This is a genomic window from Glycomyces terrestris, assembly GCF_003933745.1.
In the GTDB taxonomy this organism is placed as follows: domain Bacteria; phylum Actinomycetota; class Actinomycetes; order Mycobacteriales; family Micromonosporaceae; genus Glycomyces; species Glycomyces terrestris.
On sequence record NZ_RSEB01000001.1, the window covers coordinates 26,499 to 43,888 of the forward strand.

Below are 17,390 nucleotides of genomic sequence, written 5' to 3' on the forward strand. Positions count from 1 at the left end.
GATGAACGTCCTCCTCGTCCACGTCAAGAAGAACCGCCTCCCCGACCACATCGTCAAGGCGCTGTTCCCGCAGTTCCTCACCGTCATCACCGAACCGGGGCACCTCCAGGAGTACGGGCCCGGCGTCGACGTGCGCCTGGTCGAGGACGTCCAGGACCTCGAGTGCCTGCGCGCCGAGGTCCTGGAGGTGCTGCGGCAGCGGCGCATCGACCGGATCTTCATGCCGTTCGAGCTCGGCCAGGCCCAGGCCGCGTTCGTCCGGGAGTACTTCGGCATCCCCGGCATCGGCTTCACCGCCGCCAACGCGCTCACCAACAAGTACGTGATGAAGCTGCGGCTGCGCGAGGCCGGCCTCCCGCAGGCGCCGTTCGCCCTCGCCGCGGGCGTCGACCGGATCGAGGCGGCCGGCGACGAGGTCGGCTGGCCCGTCGTCGTCAAGCCCGCCGTGGGCGGGGGCTCGCTCGACGTCTTCACGTTCGACTCCGCCGCGGAGGCCCGCGCGTTCGCCGCGAGCCGCGACGCCGACCCGATCAGGAAGCTCACCTGCCCGCTCGTCGTGGAGTCCTTCGTGGACATCCGGACCGAGCTGCACTGCGACGGCGTCGTCGACGGCGGCGAGGTCCGGTTCGCGAAGGCGTCCGAGTACTTCGTGCCGGTCCTCGGCCACGGCGAGCAGTTCGGGTCCCGCATCCTCCCCGACGGCGACCCCGTCGCCGCCGAGATCCTCGACCTCCACCGCCGCGCGGTGGCCGCGACGGGCCTCGAGTCGGGCGTCACGCACATGGAGTTCTTCCAGACCGAGGACGGCCTGCTCGCCAGCGAGATCGCCTGCCGCCCGGCCGGCGGCGGCATCCCGCACGCCGTGAAGCTCCAGACCGGGGTCGACATCTGGGCCGCCTGCCTCGACACGGCGCTCGGCCGCGCCCCGAAGACCGCCGAGACTGAGACCGGCGCCGGGACCGTCGCCCACTGGTACCTCACCGTGCCGCCGGGCCGGATCGTCAAGCTCACCGACGCCGACCAGCTCCGCCAGATCGACGGCGTGATCGACGTCGTCGCCAACTTCAAGGTCGGCGACTCGGTCCCGACCCGGCAGAACTCGGCCACGGCCGCGATGCTCGTGTTCGCGCGCGCCGACAGCTTGGCCGAGGTCGAGCGCCTCCACAAGGAGATCTACGGCGCCTACCGGGTGGAGGTCAGCAGCGAGTGAGCCGTCCCCAGGAGCGCCGCTGCGTGCTCGCGTTCAACCCCAAGCCCAACATCCTCGACCGCTTGCGCGCCAAGGGGTTCGACGCCGTCGCCGTGTTCCCCGGGGCCGCGCCCGAGTACGCCGCGCCGCTGAGCGCCCTCGTCGTCGACCACGCCGACGCCGACGCCGTGGTCAAGGCGCTCGACGCCGCCGGGCTCCCGGTCGCCGGGGCGCTCACCCACAGCGAGGCGGCCCTCCGGCTCGCCGACGAGGTCGCGCACCGCCTCGGCCTGCCCGCGAACCCGGCCCGGGCCACCGCGGCCTCGGTCGACAAGGCCGCCATGCGCCGGCTGCTCCAGGAGGACGAGCGGTTCGCCGTCGCCCACCGCGTCGCGGCCGACCGGGACGAGCTCGCCGCCGCGATCGCCGCGCACGGCAAGGTGGTCGCGAAGCCGCGCGACGGCGCCGGCTCGGTCGGCGTCCGCGTCCTCGACGCGGCCTCGGACCTCGCCGGGATCACCTACCCGGTGCTCGCCGAGGAGTACCTCGACGGGCCCGAGTTCTCGGTGGAGGCCCTGAGCGTCGACGGCGGGCACCGGATCCTCGGGATCACCGAGAAGTTCCTGTTCCCCGGCACCGTGGTCGAGTCGGGGCACCTGTTCCCGGCGCGGCTCGCGCCCGCGGCCGCCGCGGAGGTCACCGCCCACGTCGGGGACTTCCTCGACCTCCTCGGCGTCCGGCTCGGCGTCACCCACACCGAGGTGAAGCTGACCGCCAAGGGCCCCAAGGTGATCGAGACGCACACCCGCTCGGGCGGGGACCACATCGCGAAGCTCGTGACGCTCGCGACCGGGGTCGACCCGATCGCCGAGAGCGTCGTGACCGCCACCGGCGGCGCACCCGAGTTCGAGGTCCGACACCACTCCTGGGCGACCGCGCAGTTCCGCGCCTTCCCACCCGGGACGGTCGCGCGCGTCGCCGGCGTCGACGTCGCGCGCCACCAGCCGGGCGTGAACTTCGTCGAGTCGGACCTCGCTCCAGGCGTGGAGGTCCGCGCGATCACCAGCTCCCACGACCGGCTGCTCGGCGTGGTCGCGATCGGCCGCGACCCGCAGGAGGCCCTCGACAACGCCAACCGCGCCCTCGACCAGGTGCGGGTCGAGACCGCGTAGCGATGTCGTCCAAACGGGCCGAACTGGCCTTCCTCGCCGTGCGCGGGTGCAGCGCCGCCGCGTACTTCCTGCTGGTGCCGTTCCTGGCGCTGTGGCTCATCGAGGCCCGCGGCCTCGGCGGCGCCGCGGCCGCCACCGTGGTCGCGCTGTGCCTGTTCTTCGGCCGCGCCGGCGGCATGATGGCCGCGCGGGCCCTCGACCGCATCGGCCTGCGGCGCGCGGTCCTGCTCGCCTACGCCGTCGCCGTCGGGACCGCCGCCGCGATGGCGCTGTACCCCGGCGACCGGCTCGCGGTGTGGATCGCCCTCGCCTCGGTGCTGGGCCTGGCGTTCTCCTCGGCGACGGCGGCCCTCAAGGCGCTCGTGGCCGCGGCGTACTCCCCCGAGCAGCGGCTCTGGGCCTTCGCGAAGCTGAACCTCGCAGTGAACGCCGGCTCGGCCGCGGGCGTGGCCGCGGGCGGCTACGTGGTCGCCGAGGCGCCGCACCTGCTGGCGTGGTGCGCGGTGGTCCTGTACGGCGGCGCACTGGCGGCGGTGCGGTTCATGCCGGGCGCGGACGCGGCGCCGAGCACGGACGCCGCCGAGGCGCCCGCCGCGGGCGGCCGGGCCGCACTGTGGGCGTTCCTCGGGTTCACCGCGATCACCTGGACCGCGTACGCGCAGGTGTTCAACGTGCTTCCCGCCTTCAGCGCCGACACGGTGGGGCCCAAGGCGATCGCCGCGCTGTTCGTCCTGAACTCGGTGATGGTCCTGGCGCTCCAGGCGCCGCTCACGGCCGCGCTGGAGCGCTGGCGGCGGTCCCGGCCGCGCGCGGCCGCGCTCGCGGTCCTGCCGGGGGCGCACGCGGTCCTGGCGGTGTCGGTGCTCGCGTTCGGCTTCACCGGGCACGCCCCACTCTGGTCCGTGTACGCGGCGATGGCGGCCTTCACCGTGGCCGAGCTCGTCTTCGGCCCGGCGTACGACGCGATGGTCGCGGAGGTCAAGGGCCGCATGAGCACCGTCGGGGCCTACGGCGTCGCGGGCGCGGCCCGCGGCGGCGCGGAGTCGGCCGGCTCCTGGCTCGGCATCACCGCGGTGACCGGCCTCGCGTGGCCGGCGGCCGGCATCCCGTTCTGGGCCGCGGGCGCGGGCCTGCTGGTCGTGACGGGCTACTTCGCCTGGTACGCGGCGAAGGCGCGCACCCGCGAGCCGGACCGCGCCCTCGCCTGAACCGGGGTCAGGAGAGCGCGAGCGGGTCGCTCGCGGTGCCGCGCTGGTCGGTGAAGAGGCCGTCCGGCGGGGATGCGACCGGCAGCGGCTCGGCGCCGCCGTGGCCGCCGACGCAGTTGACGAACGGGCCGGTCACCGGGTCGGTGAGGGCGCGCCAGTGCGGGTCCAGGTGCTGGGTCCACCAGGCGGACATGCCCAGGGCGGGGTCGAAGCGGAGGTGCTCCCAGGCCCGCCACAGCGAGTCGAGGCGGCTGAGCGCCTGCGCGTGCCGGTACCACTCGGGGCACCACACGCGCCCGGACCCGGCGGCGGGCAGGTTGACGAAGTAGACGAACCGGTCTTCGACGAACTCGTTGACGTTGCCGTAGAACAGCTCCGACTCGCGGTCGAGCTGCTCCTCGTCGGCCCGGACCTCCTCGGGGGAGGCGTCGGGCCCGTCGTCGTTGAACGTGCTCATTGCAGTGCTCCTCTTCGCAGCTGTACGTCGGCGGCCAGGTCGCCGCGGCCGACGCGGTCCAGGACGGTGCCGAGCAGCTCGACGGCCGCTCGCAGGTCGGCGTGGTTCTGGGCGTTGCCGCGGTCGCGGTCGGCGAGGTCCCGGAAGATCCGCACGGCGGCCTGCGCGGGCCCGACCGCGCGGGCGGTCCTGGCGAGCGATCCCCGCCCGCTCAGGCTCAGGACTCGGGCGAGCCGCCGGTGGCAGAACGCGGTGTCGTATACGGACAGGTCGGCGATCCCGGCGAGGGTCCGCTCGGCTTCGAGGGCGGTGCGCCAGGCCGCGGCGTCGTCCCCTGCCAGCGCGTGTGCCTCCGCCGAACGGGCGAGGGCGAGGAAGAGCGCGTGCTCCCGGTCGGGCCGGTCGGCATCGGTCGGGTTGCGCCGCAACCGGACTTCGTGCGCGGCGATCCGGGCGGCCTCGCGGTGACGCCCGGCCCGGATCAGGGCGGCGGCCAGCTGCGCGCAGGTGTCGGCGAGGTAGTGCTCGAATCCGGTGCCGTCGTCGGCGAGGTCCACATGGATCGCGTACGCCTCGCGCAGCGCGTCCACGGCGCGGTCGACGGCGGTCCGGGTGTTGAGCGCCGCGTAGGCGGTGCCGAGGTCGTGCAGGCAGAAGGCGAGGTAGCGGCGGCGCTCCGCGGTGTCGAGGGGCATGCGGCGGTGGTGCGCGATGAGCTGGCGCAGTTTGATGCGCCGGGCGATGGGCCGGCCGTGCCGCCAGTACAGGTCGAGGTTCTGGCCGAGGGCCTCGGCGTACGCCTGCGAGTAGAGGCTGGGGGCGTAGGCGTTGAGGCGGTCGCGGATCGCGAGCGCCTGGTTCTGCGCGGCCAGTGCGTCCTCGGGCCGGTCGAGTTCGAGGAGGTGGTCGGCGAGGGCGAGGGCGATCTCGGACTGCGATCGCAGTCCCATGGCGCTGAGCGGCTGCCCCGCTCGCGCGAAGATCGCGAGCGCCTCCTCGTTCAGGTCGGCCGCGGCGCCGTGGTCGCCCGCGGCGGCCCGGACCTCCGCGAGCAGGTACAGGGACTGGGCGAGGAGGAGCTCGCCCATGTCGCCCGGTGCGCGCACGTGCCTGCGCCGCAGGTCGACGGCCTCGCCGACGGCCGCCGCCGCGGCGTCGCGGTCGCCGTCGTCGAGGTGCTCCCAGGCGAGGTTGTGGAGGGCCTGGGTCAGATAGGGGAGGTAGACGGCGGGGAGGTCGCGTGCCAGCGGCCGGAGGAGCGCGATCGAGGATTCCAGCAGCGCGATCACGGTGCTGCGAGGCCCCGAGGCGGCGCTCTGGTCGATCGCCAGGAGCATGCGCGCGCGGGCGAGGTCGGCGGTGCAGGCGTCGGGGTTCTCGCGCTGGAGCCGGGTGGCGTTCGCGACCGCCTCTTCGCTGAGCGCGAGCGCCTCGCGCCGCTGGTCGAGGCGGGACTGGGTCGTGCCGTGCTCGGCGAGGGCGTCGGCGAGGAGGAGCGGGTCGAGGTCGGGGTGGGCGTCGCGCAGGGCGCGGGCGCGCCGGACCGCCTCGTCGGTGTACTTGGTGGACTGTGCGACCTGGTCGAACGGGATCGACTCGGGGTCGAGGCGCCAGACGACGCGGGCCTGGTTGATGAGGGCGCGCACGAGTCCGTGTTCGCGCAGCTCGGGGTCGGGGCCGTCCTGGTCGGCGAGGGCGCGGAAGAGGTCGAGGGCGCGGGTGCCCGAGCGGTGGGCGTCGGCGGTGCGCTCGTCTTGGAACTGCGCGCGGGAGAGGACGAGGAGCGCGTTGGCGAGGGCGGTGCGGTGGGGCGCGGTGCCGTCGGCGGCGAGCCGTTCGCGGAGGGCGGCGGCCGCTTCGGCGGCGCGGCGGGCCTCGGGCCAGTGGCCGACGGCGAGGTGGCGTTCGGCGAGGTTCTGGAGGGCCCAGGCGCGGTCGGCGTCGTCCGCGCCGGCGGAGCGGCGGTCGAGTTCGCGGGCGACTTCGAGCGCGTAGTCGCGCAGGAGGTGGCTGCGTTCGGGGAGGGCGTCGGAGTGGGTGCGCAGCATGGCCGCGGTGAGCGGGGCGTCGGCGGGGACGGTGCGCAGGGCCTCGCGCAGGCGGTCGACGAGGAGGCGCGCTTCGTCGGTGCGGTCGGCGTTGGCGTGGGCGACGGCGGCGCGGGCGAGGACCGTGAGGGTCTGGGCGCGTTGGTGGTCGGGGGCGCGGGAGAAGAGGCGTTCGAGGAGGCGGGGGTCGTGGAGGACTTCGGCGGAGGCGTGGAACTCGGCGAGGAGGTCGGGTTCGAGCCGGCCCCAGTAGCGGTCGTCGGGGCGCGGGTAGAGCTCGCGCAGGCAGGTGACGAGGCTGCCGATGAGGGCCGGGTTCTCGTCGGGGAGGAGTCGGGCGACGGTCGCCTCGGCTTCGCGCCGGTCGCGGGCGGGGCACAGCGCCTGCGCGGCGACGGCCTGGGCGAGGAGGTCCTCGTCGTGGCCGAGCGGGCCGAGGTGCCGGGGCTGGACGGCGGTGCGGATCCAGTGGTGCATCTCGTCGCGGAGGACGACGGCCTCGGGGGCGAGGCCGTCGCGGGAGCGGGCCGGGAGTTCGTGCAGCAGCGCGGCGAGGGCGTGCATCTGGACGGTGAGCGCGGTCTCGCCGCCGCGGCTGCGTCCGAGGCGGGGCGGCGGGAGGGCGGCGGCGGCCTCGCGCCAGTCGACGTCCGATCCGAGGACGTCGGGGAGCCGGCGGGCGAGGGCCTGGGCGGCGTCGCGGAAGTCGCGTTCGAGGTCGGTGTCGGCGACGCTGAGGGCGGGGAGCCTGATCTCCCGGTAGCCGTCCATCCTGGTCTTCCAGGAGCCGATGGCGCGGGCGAGGAGGAGCAGCCGCACGGGCTGACGGAGGCGCCCGGTGTGCTCGAGGAGGGCCCTGACCTGGTCGGGCCGGGTCTCGGCGTAGTCGACCACGAGGAGCAGCGGGTGCTGGACGGTGCGCAGGAGGGGCAGGCCGGCGGGTTCGCGGACGACTTCGCCGGCCACCCATCCGCGGGCGCGCATGCGGGCGGCGAGTTCGCGGGCGAGGCGGCTCTTGCCTTGGCCGCCTTGTCCGGTGAGGACCCGCACGGACGGGAGGGGGCCCTGCGGGTCGAGGCACCACCGCTCGAGTTCGGCGAGCGCGGTCTCCCTGCCGCGGAAGGGGACCACTTCGGCGTCGGCGCGCAGCAGCATGGACAGGGAGCCGGCGGGCTCGGGCGGCGCGGGCTTGAGGAGCAGGGTGAACTCGGCGGCTTCGAGCTGCGGCGGCGTGGCGGTGGCCTCCCGCACGGCGTCGCGGAACCCGGGGTCGGCGAGGAGGTCCTCGCTGCGGGTGATCTTCAGGCGGGTGCCGTGGCTGGGGCGGCGGTCGTCCTGGACGACGCCGAGCAGGAGGTCCTCGCCGTCGAGGAAGACGGCCGCGCCGGACATGCCGGACCAGGCGGTGGTGGTCGCGGGGCCGCCGAGTCCGGCGGTGTCGACCGCGAGGAGGCCGGCCTCGTCGAGGATCTCGACGTTCCCCGTGCCGCCGTGCGGCCTGATGCGGCCGGTGAGCCGCTCCCGGGCGCGGACGGGCCCGTCGGCGCCTCGGAGGCGCTGCTGCCGCGGGAATCCCATGGCGGTGACCGCGACTTCGCCGGTGCCGGTGACGCAGCGGCCCCACCGCTGGGGGCGGTGCTCGAAGCCGCCGCGGAGCGTGGCGGGCGGCGTCCAGTCCCGGTCGGCGGGGATCTCGACGAGGGCGGCGTCCACGGTGTCGTCGCGCCGCCGCCACCTGACGACGCCGTCGGCGCTCGCACCCGAGTCGGGGACCGCGATCCGCACCGTGGCGGGGCCTTCGGGCATGAGGTGGGCGGAGGTGAGGACGAGCCGCGGCGCGATCAGGTACCCGGTGCCGAAGGTCCGGACGTCACCGCCTTCGACGTGGCGGACCTGGACGACCTGCGCTTCCTGCATCCACTCGCTCCCGCGCGCCCGGCGCTACTCGACGTCGCCGATGGCCACGTCGCCGCCGCCGCGGTGCTCGGGGTTCAGGCGCAGCGTGAGCCGCTGGGTGGAGCGCGAGGACCGCTCGCCGCGGGCGTCGGCCTCGACGACGCTGAACCGCAGCGCCCCGCCGCCGCTCTTGGCGCGCACCAGCTCGATCTCGAACTCCGCGGTGATCTCCCCGAGCACGAACTGCAACTGGGAGTCCTGGCCGCGGCGCTGCGCCTCCGCGAGCTGGCTGCGCAGCACCTCGATGGCGTCGGCCAGGTCCAGCCAGTCCTCGTGTTGTTCCCGCCGCGTCAACTCGACCTCCGCTCGCCGTCGTCTCGCCCCAGATCATAACCGCAGCCGGCCATCGCCCGCGGGCCCGAAACCCCGGGGGACGGGCGCGAGGCGTTGGGCCGCTTGCACACCCGGAGCGGACGCGAGCGTGTCTCGGTGCCGCGACGGGTCACCGGGGTTTCGGCGCACCGTACCTCGCCTGGACCCTCATCCGCGCCGCCCGCCGCTGACGCGGCCCGGAACGCTTCGGCGCGGGCGAGGATCAGCGGATCTTCGAGTCCTCCGGGAGCGGGCGCCGGTCGGCGGGCCTCAGCGGGCCGACGCGGCGGCCTCGGTCCAGAACGGACACTGGTGCGCCGCCCAGACGTCGGCGGGGCCGATCGTCCCCGGCGCGAGGGACTGGACGCGCGGCGCGGGGTCCGCGTCGACCGGGTCCCAGGCAGGCTGCGGGCCCCGCCCCGGGTCGCCGGTGCGGGCGAAGCGGGTCCAGTAGGCGATCATGTCCCGCGCGAGTTCCCGCTGCGCGTCGTCGAGCGCGGGCCTCCCGCTGGGGAAGCGCTCGTCGAACAGGTACGCCTCGTCGGCGGAGTGGTAGGCGCCGTACGGATATTCGACCTCGGGCAGGATCGGCGGCGGGTTCGGGTCGGCGAACTCGTACGCGAACGCCGGCGCCCGCCTGGCGAGCAGCAGGGTGCGCTCGATCGTCGGGCAGGTGAAGGCGCGGTCGGTGGTCACGGCGGCCCACGCGTGCCCCGGGGAGGCGAAGGAGGCGAGCGGGTAGTTCGCGTCGACCTCGTCGACATGCGCGCCGAACGCCGCGGCGAGGCGCCCGCGGTACTCCTCCTCGCGCAGCGGCCCGCCGGCGAGGTCCTGGAGGGCTTGGAGGAGGGTGTTCTCGTCGCGGGTGGTGCCGGAGAGGACCGGCACCGGGCGCGTCCGCCCTTCCAGCAGGGCCAGGTAGGGGTCGTCGGGGAAGTCGGGCGTGCCGTACGCCGGTCCGGCGAACTCGCCGAAGACGGGCATGAGGGCGTCGGCGGGAAGCCCGCGGAGGCACGCGACCGGGTCCTCGCCGTCGCACCCCAGGGACGCGGCGGCGGCGCTGCCCCGCGCGGCGCGGTCGCCGGCCTCCTCCCACGGGGAGGCGGCGGGCATGCCGGGGGCCAGCATGGACGCCGGCAGGTCCCAGGTGCAGAAGGCGCTCTGGATGATCGCGCGGTCGAACAGGCCCTCGGCCGACGGCGAGGCCAGGTGGGCGCAGATGCTCTGGCCGCCGGCGGACTGGCCGAAGACGGTGACGTTGCCCGGGTCGCCGCCGAAGGCGCCGATGTGCGCCTCGACCCAGCGCAGGGCCGCCTGCTGGTCGAGCAGCCCGTACGAGCCCGATCCGTCGAGACCGGGGTGTCCGAAGTAGCCGAAGACGCCGAGGCGGTAGTTGAGGGTCACCACGGCGACGCCGCCTTCGACGGCGAGGCGGCGCGGATCGTACTCGTCGCCCGCGCCTTCGATGAAACCGCCGCCGTGGATCCACACCATCACGGGGAGGTCGGCCCCCGCATCGTCGGGGACGGTCACGTTGAGGTGCAGGCAGTCTTCGGAGCGGTCCACGTCGTCGCCGCTGAGCCGGGCGTCCTGGAGGCAGCGGGGCGCGGGTCGGGTCGCGTCCAGTGTGCCGTCCCAGGGCTCGGCGGGCTGCGGTGGACGCCAGCGCAGGTCGCCGACCGGCGGGGCCGCGTACGGGATGCCGAGGAACTCGCGGTAGCCGTCGGCGGCGACCCCGCGGACCTCGCCGTCGCCGATGGCGACGGTGGCGTCGGGCGGCGGATCGCCGCCGGGTGTGCAGGCGGCGGCCAGGACGAGGGCCGCGGCGGCCGCGGCGAGGGCCGCGCGGGCGCGGTCAGTCGTCAAGGAGCCACCGCCAGCCCTTGGAGCGGACGAGGAGGCCGAGTCCGGCGGCGAGCAGGAGGACGTGCGCGGTCAGCCGCAGCCAGCCGGGCATGTCGATGTAGTTGAGCAGGAACCAGCTTCGCGAGTCGGAGAGCAGCTGGTTGAGCAGGCCCCCGCCGCCTTGGACGGCGAGCAGGAGCCCGAGCGGAATCGCGATCGCGGACATGACGCTCCTTTTTTCAATACGATCGTATTGATCTGATGCGACGAGCGTACCCCTCCCGCCGCGCTACCATCAACCGGATTCCGCCGTCCCGCCGATCGGAGGCCGATGCCACCGCCGCCCCGCGCCGCCCGAGGCCCCGGCGCCGCCCACGACCAGCAGCGCCGCCTCATCCTCGAAGCGGTGTTCACGATCGTCGACGAGCGGGGGACCGAGCACGTCTCCGTCCGCAACGTGGCCGGCGAGGCCGGCATCTCCCCCGGTCGCGTCCAGCACTACTTCCCCACCAAGGACGCCCTGCTGGAGGCGGCCTTCACCGAGATCAACGAGCGCGGCGCCCGCAGCGTCCGGCGGCGCCTGGGCGCGACCGACCCCGGTGATCTCGAGGCGATCGCGACCGCGGTCCTGATCGAGCTGGTCCCCGCCGACGACGAGCACCGGCGCCTCGTGCGCATCGGCCAGGCCTTCGAGGTCTACGCCTCGACACGCCTCGAACTCCGGCGGCGCCTGACCGCCGACTACGACGGGCTCATCGAACTGATCGCGGGACTCCTGCCGAGCGGCGGCGACCGGGGTGCGGCGGCACGGGACCTCGTCGCGCTCGCGAACGGCCTCGGATCACTGGTCGTGACCGGCAACGACGCACCGGAGCGGGCCAGGCGCGCGATCGCCGACCAGGTGCGGCGCAGCTTCGAGGCGTGAGCGCGGCCTGGATCGGACCGTTCTTCGTCGCTTCAAGGTCGCGGTGCGGGTCGATCAGCGATCGACTACATCGTGGTCGATATACCTCTCTTATTCCCTGCCAATCGGTCCGGCGCAGGACTTCACGCGGGCAGGACGCGGCGGCGGGCGACGGCCTCGGTGATCGTGGCCACCGCGAGGGTCTCCGCGGCGAGGAGTCCGATGAGGACCAGGAGCTGGGTGGCGCCGGCCTGGACGGGGTCGCCGCCGCCGAGGAGGACGCCGATGAACGCGCCGGGCAGGGTGACCAGGCCGACCGTGCGGGTCTGGTCGAGCGCGGGGTGCAGGGCCTGGGCGGCGACGGGGCGGCACAGCTCGCGGACGGCGTGCTGCTCGGTGATGCCGAGCGCGAGGAGGGCCTCGTATTCGCCGTGGCGGTCGCGCAGCGCGTCGAGGGCGCCCCGGCCGGCGAGCGAGGTCGCGTTCATGGCGCCGCCGATGAGGATGCCCGCCACCGGGACCACTGCGACCGGCTCGAACGGGACGGTGCCGGCGGCGAGGATCAGGGCGAGGACCGGCGCGGTTCCGGCGCAGATCGCGGCGGCCGCCCAGTGGAGGCGCCGTGTGCCGAGGCGCCGGGCGGAGGTGAAGGCGGCGACGGCGACCATGAGGACGATGAACGCGGCGGTCGGCCCCCAGGCGGTGAGGACCCAGGTGATGAGGAGCGAGACGGCCGCGAGCTGGACGGCGGCCCGCAGCCCGGCGGTGACGAGGCCCTTCGAGGAGCGCAGGCCCGAGAGCTTGGCGGCGAGCGCGGCGGCTCCGAGCAGGACGGTCAGCACCGCCGCGAACCGCCAGTCGATCGCGATCGCCGCGCCGCCCATGTCCCGCTCCTCCACTCGCCCGATGCCGGCCGCGGTTCCGGGCCGGAGGCGAGCGTAGACCCCGGCCGGCGCCGGAGGAGGCGCGGGACGCCCGGGCGGCGTCGCGCGCAGTCGGCAGCTGCGCGATCGATCGCCTCACCGGTTGCGGCACAAGGGGTCTGATGCGGCGACGGACGGCCCCCGCCGCTCGGCGAGGGCCGTCACCGGTCGGAGGTCAGGACTCCGCGTCGGCCTTCAGGGCCTCCCACACCGGTTCGGTGTCGAGGTCGGCGGCGAGGACGACGATCTGGTCCGCGGTCACGTCGACCTCGTCGCCGTCCATGTCGCCCCACCACACGGTGGCGACGGAGCCGTCCTCGAAGAAGGCCGCGGCCTCGACGTAGGTGCCGTCCGTGGTCCAGGCGACGGTGGTGCCGTCCTCGAGTTCGGTCTCGCCGCAGTCGGTGTCGCTCGCGCGGCAGTGGAGGAGGTAGTGCATGTCCGGGTCCTCGCCGCCGGAGACGTCCTGGATTCCCGGGGTGATCCCGCCGGGCAGGTACAGGGCCGTCTCGAGGCCCTCGCCGGTCTGGTCGACGTAGAAGTCGGCGCGGAACTTCCGCTGCACCGGGGTCTCGTTCTGGCCGTCGATGTAGTAGTTCTGGAGCCGCTTCATCGGGAGCGAGGAGTCGAACGTCCAGTCCTCGAAGTGCTCGGCGAGGGCCTCGACGGTCTCGTCGTGGGCCTCGGCGGTGAGCTCGTCCTGGACGAAGTCCCACCGCTCCGAGTAGTCCCAGCCCGCTTCGGGGATCTCCGGGAGCGAGGCCGCGGCGGCCGACGCCGGGAGGAGCACCGCGGCGGCCGCGGCGACGACGGCGGCTGAGCGCTTGATTGACGACATGATGGTCACCTTCCAATGGTTCCGAGCGTTGCTGGTCCTTAGATGCCCCGATCCGTCCGGAACGTTGCCCGTCGCCCCGAGCTTCCCGAATCCGTCACCTTTCGGCCTGAGGTGCAACCGCGGCCGCCGCTCAGGGCGTCGGCTGCGGACGCCAGCGCGCGGGCCAGCGGCCGAGGCGGGCGACGACGGCCATGAGGGCGGGCAGCATCATGACGCGGACGACGACGGCGTCGAGGAGGACGCCGAGGGCGAGGGCGAAGCCGAGCTGCTTCATCTCGATGCGGTCGATGAAGACGAAGGCCACGAAGACGGACATCATGATGACGGCGGCGCTGGTGACGACGCTGGCGGAGGAGAGGATGCCCTGGCGGACCGCCTCGTGGGGCTCCAGGCCGCGTTCGGCGGCCTCCTTGATGCGGCTCATGACGAACAGCTGGTAGTCGAGGGACAGTCCGAAGAGGATGGTGAAGACCAGGAGCGGGGTGCGCGTGCCGATGAAGCCGGGCGAGTCGAAGTCGAGGAGGCCCTCGGCCCACGTGCCTTGGAAGACGAGGACGAGGGCGCCCCAGGCGGCGAGGGTCGAGAGGAGGTTGAGGACCATGCTCAGGGCCGCGACGAGCGCGGAGCGGAACGCGGCGAGCATGACGAGGAAGGTGGCGATGAGGACGAAGGCGAGGACGAGGTAGAGGCGCTCGGCCTGGTGGGCGGAGTAGTCGGCGGCGTAGGCGGGTTCGCCGGAGACGGCGTACTCGGCGCCGTCGACGCGGCCGACGGTGGCGGGGACGAGGTCGCCGCGGAGGAGCTCGAGGGACTCGGCGGCGCGGGGGTCGCTGGTGGGGTAGGGCACGGGCAGGTCGATCGCGATGGCGGTGCCGTCGTCGGAGACGCGCGTGCGGGGTCCGTCCGTGGGGGCGAACAGGGGGTTCGCCTGGGTGGCGGCTTCGAGTTCGGCGACGGCGGCGGCGAGGTCGTCGGCGCCGGCGGGGTCGGTGCGGGCGACGACGGTGAAGGCGACGCCGGCGTCGGGGAAGGCTTCGGTGAGGTCGTCGTAGGCGGCGATGGTCTCCAGGGACTTGGGGAAGGTCTCCTTGCCTTCGACGCTGGTGGTCATGCCGAGGGCGGGGATCGCGAGGCCGACGGTGACGGCGAGGCCGACGGCGGCGGTGACGGCGGGGCGGCGCAGGGCCGGGCGCAGGAGTGCCGTCCACAGTCGACTCTGGTCGGCGGTGGCCTTGCGGCGCAGGAGCCTGCCGCCGTCGACGCGGCGGCCGAACTTGGCGAGGAGGGCGGGGAGGACGGTGAGGGAGCTGACCACGGCCATCGCGACGACGATGATGCAGGCGGTGGCGATGGAGGAGAAGATGATGTCGCCGACGAGGTAGAGGCCGGCGAGGGAGACGGCGACGGCGATGCCGGAGGTGACGATGGTGCGGCCGGCGGTCGCGGCGGCGGCGAGGACGGCGGCGTCGAGACCGGCGTCGGCGCCCGCGCGGCGGCGTTCCTCGCGGACGCGCTTGAGGTAGAAGAGCGAGTAGTCGACGCCGACGGCCATGCCGATCATGGCGAGGACGCTGGTGACGGCGCCGCCGGCGTCGGGGAAGACGTGCGAGGCGAGGGCGTAGACGCCGAGGCCGGCCATGATCGAGGTGACCGCGAGCAGGAGCGGGACGCCGGCCAGGAGGAGCGAGCCGAAGACGACGAAGAGGATCGCGAGGGTGAGCGGGAGCGTGAAGCGCTCGACGCCGGCGAGTTCGGCGCCGAGCTGCTCGTCGAGTTCGGCGGACATCGACTTGCTGCCGGTCTGGGCGAGGTCGAGGCCGGGGTGGTCGGCCTGGACGGCGGCGGTGGCGGCCAGGAGCGGGTCGATGTGGTCGACGGCTTCGTGGAAGGGCATGGACATGGTCACGGCGACCATGACGGCGTCGCCGTCCGCGGAGGTGACGGGGTCGCTGACCGAGCCGACCTCGTCGAGGGCCTCCATGCGGGCGGTGAGGTCGGCCGCGGCGGCGTCGGCGGCCGCGGGGTCGAGACCGCCCTCCGGGTCGGTGATGAGGACGCGTTCGACGGCGGGGGCGGCGACGCCGTGTTCGACGGCCATCGCCTCGGCGTCGCCGGCCTCGCCGATCCAGAAGTCGGAGAACGCGGCCCGTTCGGTGCCGGCGACCGCGCCGGTGCCGAAGCAGACGGCGACGAACACGATCCAGGCGGCGACGGCCTTCCAGGGGTTGGCGGCGCTCCAAGCGGCGATGCGGACGGCGGTCGGGCGGCGGCGCGCGGCAGGAGGCGGGGACACGGCGGTACGAGAGGTCATCGAGGCTCAGATCCTGTCAGGAGTCGGCGAGTACGCACAAGCCGACGCTAGACGGGAAAACGGCGCAAGTCGGTAGCGCTGGCCCTACCTCTTCCAGTGGGGCGCACCGGAACGGCGCAGGTCACCGGGGTGCGGCGCGTCCGGGCGGGCCGGACGCGCCGCGGATCTCAGAGGGTCCAGTGCTGGTTGGACGCACCGGTGCAGGCGGCCTGCTGGAGGCGGACGCCGTTCGCGGTGCCGGAGCCGATGACGTCGAGGCACTTGCCGGAGTGGCGGGCGACGAGCTGCACGTAGCCGCCGCCGGCGTCGCGGACCTGCCACTGCTGGTTGGTCCCGCTGCCGCACGTCCACTGGATGGCCCTGGCGCCGTCGGCGGTGGAGGCGCCGCTGATGTCGAGGCACTTGCCGGAGGCGGCCGAGACGAGCTGGACGTAGCCGCCGCCGGAGGGGCGCAGGGTCCACTGCTGGTTGACGCGGCCGTGGCAGTCGTACTGGATGACCTCGGCCCCGTCGGCGGTCGAGCCGCCGACGACGTCGACGCACTTGGCGGAGAGGCGGTTCACGACGTCGGTGGTCTGGCCGCCGCCGATGTCCTCGCCCCAGGCGTGGCGGATCCGGTCGGCGCCGGAGGGGTTGCGGATGGCGAGGTCGATCGCGGTGCCGCTGCCGCTCGCGCTGAACATTGAGTACCAGTCGTACCCGATCGAGCCGGGCTTGCCGCCGATCGCGGGCCAGTAGGTCGAGCCCATGCGCTGCTCGCGGGCGACGTCGGTGACGGCGCGGAGGTAGCGCACGAAGTTGTCGGTGCTGGCCGCGTTCGCGTAGTCGCGGCCGTCGTTCATGGGCGCGCCGAACTCGGTGAGGACCGCGCGGGAGCCGCAGCTGCCCAGCTGGTCGCGGACGCTCTGGACCCAGCCGGCGTAGTCCTTGGTGCCGTAGAAGAACGCGTAGTGGTGGAAGGACACGAGCGTGCCGTTCAGGCGGGCGTCGGCGCAGATCGGCTTGGCGTCCTGGCTGAAGCCGGTGCCGCCGATGAGGATGCGGCCCTTCGGGATCGAGGGCCGGGCGTTGATCCAGGCGGCGGCGATGTTCGTCCACTCGGTGGCGCTGTAGCCGTGGGGCTCGTTCATCGGTTCGAAGTGGACGAGGCTGTTGGACCCGTACTGCGCGGTCACGGTGTTCCACATGGCGTTGAAGGCGTTCATGTCGGTGATGCGCCCGCCGGAGGCCGCGCCGTCCTCCCAGTAGGCGAGGATCACCTTGAAGCCGCGGGCGGTGGCGGCGTCGATGGTGCCGCGGTAGGCGTTCCACCAGGCCGTGCCGACGGTGTGGGTGTTGACGGGGAGCCGGACGGTGTCGGCGCCCATGGTCGCGGCCATGTCGGCGTATATGGCGTCGGCCTTGGCCCGGACGGTGTCGTAGCTGTCGGACTGGCTGAGCCGGTCGAGGACGAGGGGGCCTTCGACGAAGTTGTCCCCCAGGACGGCCCAGTTGAAGCCGCGGAACCGGCTGGTGTCGGCGGCCGCCGGCGACGCTCCGGAGAGGACGGTCAGCGGCGTGAGCAGGAGGGCGGCCAGGACGGCGAACAGCAGGCGGCGGAAGCGGTTTCGGGGTCGATGCGACACGTTCATGTTGCGTCCGTTCTCGTGCGTCGGTGCACGGGTCTGGAAGTGAGGCGCGATCCCGTCCGAATTATGACAGCGCTCGCAAGTCGGGTCAAGACGCTGCCCGACCTGCGGGCGGCGGTCAGGGCGCGTGCCCCGGGGCGTACTGGTCGGCGTACTCCCCCGTCGCGGGGACGACGGTGATGACGTCGACCATGACGCCGTCGGGGGCCGCGACGATGAAGTGGCGCTGCCCGAAGTCCTCGGTGCGCAGCGGGAGCAGCTCGGTCAGGCCCGCGGCGCCGACGAGCCGGCGGTGCTCGGCGTCGACGTCGTCGACCTCGAAGTTGAGGATCAGGCCGCCGCGGAGGGCGGCGCGGTGGCCGTCGGGGACGGTCGGGTGCGCGGCGTCGAGGATCGCCAGCTCGTACTGGGGCGCGTCGGGGCGGCGCAGGCTCACGTACCAGTCGGCGGCGAAGGTGGCCTCGAATCCGAAGTGGCGGGTGTAGAAGTCGCGCGCGACGGCGACGTCGCCGGTGGCGAGGACCGGGTAGAAGCCGGTCAGGCGGGTGGTCATGGCGTGGTCTCCTTCGTCATCTTCGCATACCTTGGGTATGCGAAGA

At 74.1% G+C, this 17,390-nt stretch carries 14 protein-coding genes; 4 read left to right on the top strand and 10 right to left on the bottom strand.

Annotated features, from left to right (window positions below; genetic code table 11):
* The first annotated feature begins 1 nt into the window (after position 1).
* The 3 genes from EIW28_RS00130 to EIW28_RS00140 are packed head-to-tail and all read left to right on the top strand — an operon-like array spanning position 2 to position 3,569.
* A complete protein-coding gene (locus EIW28_RS00130; protein WP_158630227.1) occupies positions 2-1,210 on the top strand; it encodes an ATP-grasp domain-containing protein in 1,209 nt (402 codons plus the stop codon).
* Positions 1,207-2,361, top strand: a complete 1,155-nt coding sequence (locus EIW28_RS00135; RefSeq protein WP_125245710.1) for an ATP-grasp domain-containing protein — start codon at positions 1,207-1,209, stop codon at positions 2,359-2,361. Before EIW28_RS00130 ends, EIW28_RS00135 begins: the two co-directional genes overlap by 4 nt.
* Before the next feature lie 2 nt (positions 2,362-2,363).
* The gene (locus EIW28_RS00140; RefSeq protein ID WP_125245711.1) at positions 2,364-3,569 is read left to right on the top strand and encodes an MFS transporter; all 1,206 of its coding nucleotides are present in this window, start codon (positions 2,364-2,366) and stop codon (positions 3,567-3,569) included.
* Between the two features lie 7 nt (positions 3,570-3,576).
* Here the strand turns inward: EIW28_RS00140 and EIW28_RS00145 are convergent, their stop codons facing one another.
* From EIW28_RS00145 to EIW28_RS00165, 5 genes are all read right to left on the bottom strand, one after another.
* The gene (locus tag EIW28_RS00145; RefSeq protein ID WP_125245712.1) at positions 3,577-4,026 is read right to left on the bottom strand and encodes a DUF4913 domain-containing protein; all 450 of its coding nucleotides are present in this window, start codon (positions 4,024-4,026) and stop codon (positions 3,577-3,579) included.
* A complete protein-coding gene (locus EIW28_RS00150) occupies positions 4,023-7,991 on the bottom strand; it encodes a S1 family peptidase (protein WP_125245713.1) in 3,969 nt (1,322 codons plus the stop codon). The genes EIW28_RS00145 and EIW28_RS00150 overlap by 4 nt, the downstream gene beginning before the upstream one ends.
* A gap of 24 nt (positions 7,992-8,015) precedes the next feature.
* Positions 8,016-8,324, bottom strand: coding sequence for a trypco2 family protein (locus EIW28_RS00155; RefSeq protein WP_125245714.1), 309 nt, complete (start codon positions 8,322-8,324; stop codon positions 8,016-8,018).
* Positions 8,325-8,612: 288 nt separating this feature from the next.
* On the bottom strand, positions 8,613-10,208 hold the full coding sequence (locus tag EIW28_RS00160) for a carboxylesterase/lipase family protein (RefSeq protein WP_125245715.1): 1,596 nt from the start codon (positions 10,206-10,208) through the stop codon (positions 8,613-8,615).
* On the bottom strand, positions 10,198-10,413 hold the full coding sequence (locus tag EIW28_RS00165) for a hypothetical protein (RefSeq protein ID WP_125245716.1): 216 nt from the start codon (positions 10,411-10,413) through the stop codon (positions 10,198-10,200). The genes EIW28_RS00160 and EIW28_RS00165 overlap by 11 nt, the downstream gene beginning before the upstream one ends.
* 105 nt (positions 10,414-10,518) lie before the next feature.
* On the opposite strand from EIW28_RS00165, the gene EIW28_RS00170 reads away from it, so the two are divergent.
* Positions 10,519-11,112: a TetR/AcrR family transcriptional regulator gene (locus EIW28_RS00170; RefSeq protein ID WP_125245717.1), complete on the top strand. Its 594-nt coding sequence runs from the start codon at positions 10,519-10,521 to the stop codon at positions 11,110-11,112.
* Positions 11,113-11,234: 122 nt separating this feature from the next.
* Here the strand turns inward: EIW28_RS00170 and EIW28_RS00175 are convergent, their stop codons facing one another.
* The 5 genes from EIW28_RS00175 to EIW28_RS00195 form a co-directional block, all read right to left on the bottom strand.
* Positions 11,235-11,975, bottom strand: a complete 741-nt coding sequence (locus tag EIW28_RS00175) for an ABC transporter permease (protein WP_125245718.1) — start codon at positions 11,973-11,975, stop codon at positions 11,235-11,237.
* 214 nt (positions 11,976-12,189) lie between these two features.
* Positions 12,190-12,852: a hypothetical protein gene (locus EIW28_RS00180; protein ID WP_125245719.1), complete on the bottom strand. Its 663-nt coding sequence runs from the start codon at positions 12,850-12,852 to the stop codon at positions 12,190-12,192.
* 130 nt (positions 12,853-12,982) lie between these two features.
* On the bottom strand, positions 12,983-15,163 hold the full coding sequence (locus EIW28_RS00185) for an MMPL family transporter (protein ID WP_125245720.1): 2,181 nt from the start codon (positions 15,161-15,163) through the stop codon (positions 12,983-12,985).
* A gap of 167 nt (positions 15,164-15,330) precedes the next feature.
* Complete coding sequence (locus tag EIW28_RS00190; RefSeq protein WP_125245721.1) at positions 15,331-16,794, bottom strand: RICIN domain-containing protein; 1,464 nt, start codon at positions 16,792-16,794, stop codon at positions 15,331-15,333.
* 115 nt (positions 16,795-16,909) lie between these two features.
* The gene (locus EIW28_RS00195) at positions 16,910-17,344 is read right to left on the bottom strand and encodes a VOC family protein (RefSeq protein WP_125245722.1); all 435 of its coding nucleotides are present in this window, start codon (positions 17,342-17,344) and stop codon (positions 16,910-16,912) included.
* Between the last annotated feature and the right edge of the window lie 46 nt (positions 17,345-17,390).

Bases quoted from the DNA above. Each gene is read 5' to 3' on its own strand.
- EIW28_RS00130 (WP_158630227.1), top strand. From the start codon at position 2: ATGAACGTCCTCCTCGTCCACGTCAAGAAGAACCGCCTCCCCGACCAC.
- EIW28_RS00140 (WP_125245711.1), top strand. From the start codon at position 2,364: ATGTCGTCCAAACGGGCCGAACTGGCCTTCCTCGCCGTGCGCGGGTGC.
- EIW28_RS00145 (WP_125245712.1), bottom strand. From the start codon at position 4,026: ATGAGCACGTTCAACGACGACGGGCCCGACGCCTCCCCCGAGGAGGTC.
- EIW28_RS00150 (WP_125245713.1), bottom strand. From the start codon at position 7,991: ATGCAGGAAGCGCAGGTCGTCCAGGTCCGCCACGTCGAAGGCGGTGAC.
- EIW28_RS00165 (WP_125245716.1), bottom strand. From the start codon at position 10,413: ATGTCCGCGATCGCGATTCCGCTCGGGCTCCTGCTCGCCGTCCAAGGC.
- EIW28_RS00170 (WP_125245717.1), top strand. From the start codon at position 10,519: ATGCCACCGCCGCCCCGCGCCGCCCGAGGCCCCGGCGCCGCCCACGAC.
- EIW28_RS00175 (WP_125245718.1), bottom strand. From the start codon at position 11,975: ATGGGCGGCGCGGCGATCGCGATCGACTGGCGGTTCGCGGCGGTGCTG.
- EIW28_RS00180 (WP_125245719.1), bottom strand. From the start codon at position 12,852: ATGTCGTCAATCAAGCGCTCAGCCGCCGTCGTCGCCGCGGCCGCCGCG.
- EIW28_RS00185 (WP_125245720.1), bottom strand. From the start codon at position 15,163: ATGACCTCTCGTACCGCCGTGTCCCCGCCTCCTGCCGCGCGCCGCCGC.
- EIW28_RS00190 (WP_125245721.1), bottom strand. From the start codon at position 16,794: ATGAACGTGTCGCATCGACCCCGAAACCGCTTCCGCCGCCTGCTGTTC.
- EIW28_RS00195 (WP_125245722.1), bottom strand. From the start codon at position 17,344: ATGACCACCCGCCTGACCGGCTTCTACCCGGTCCTCGCCACCGGCGAC.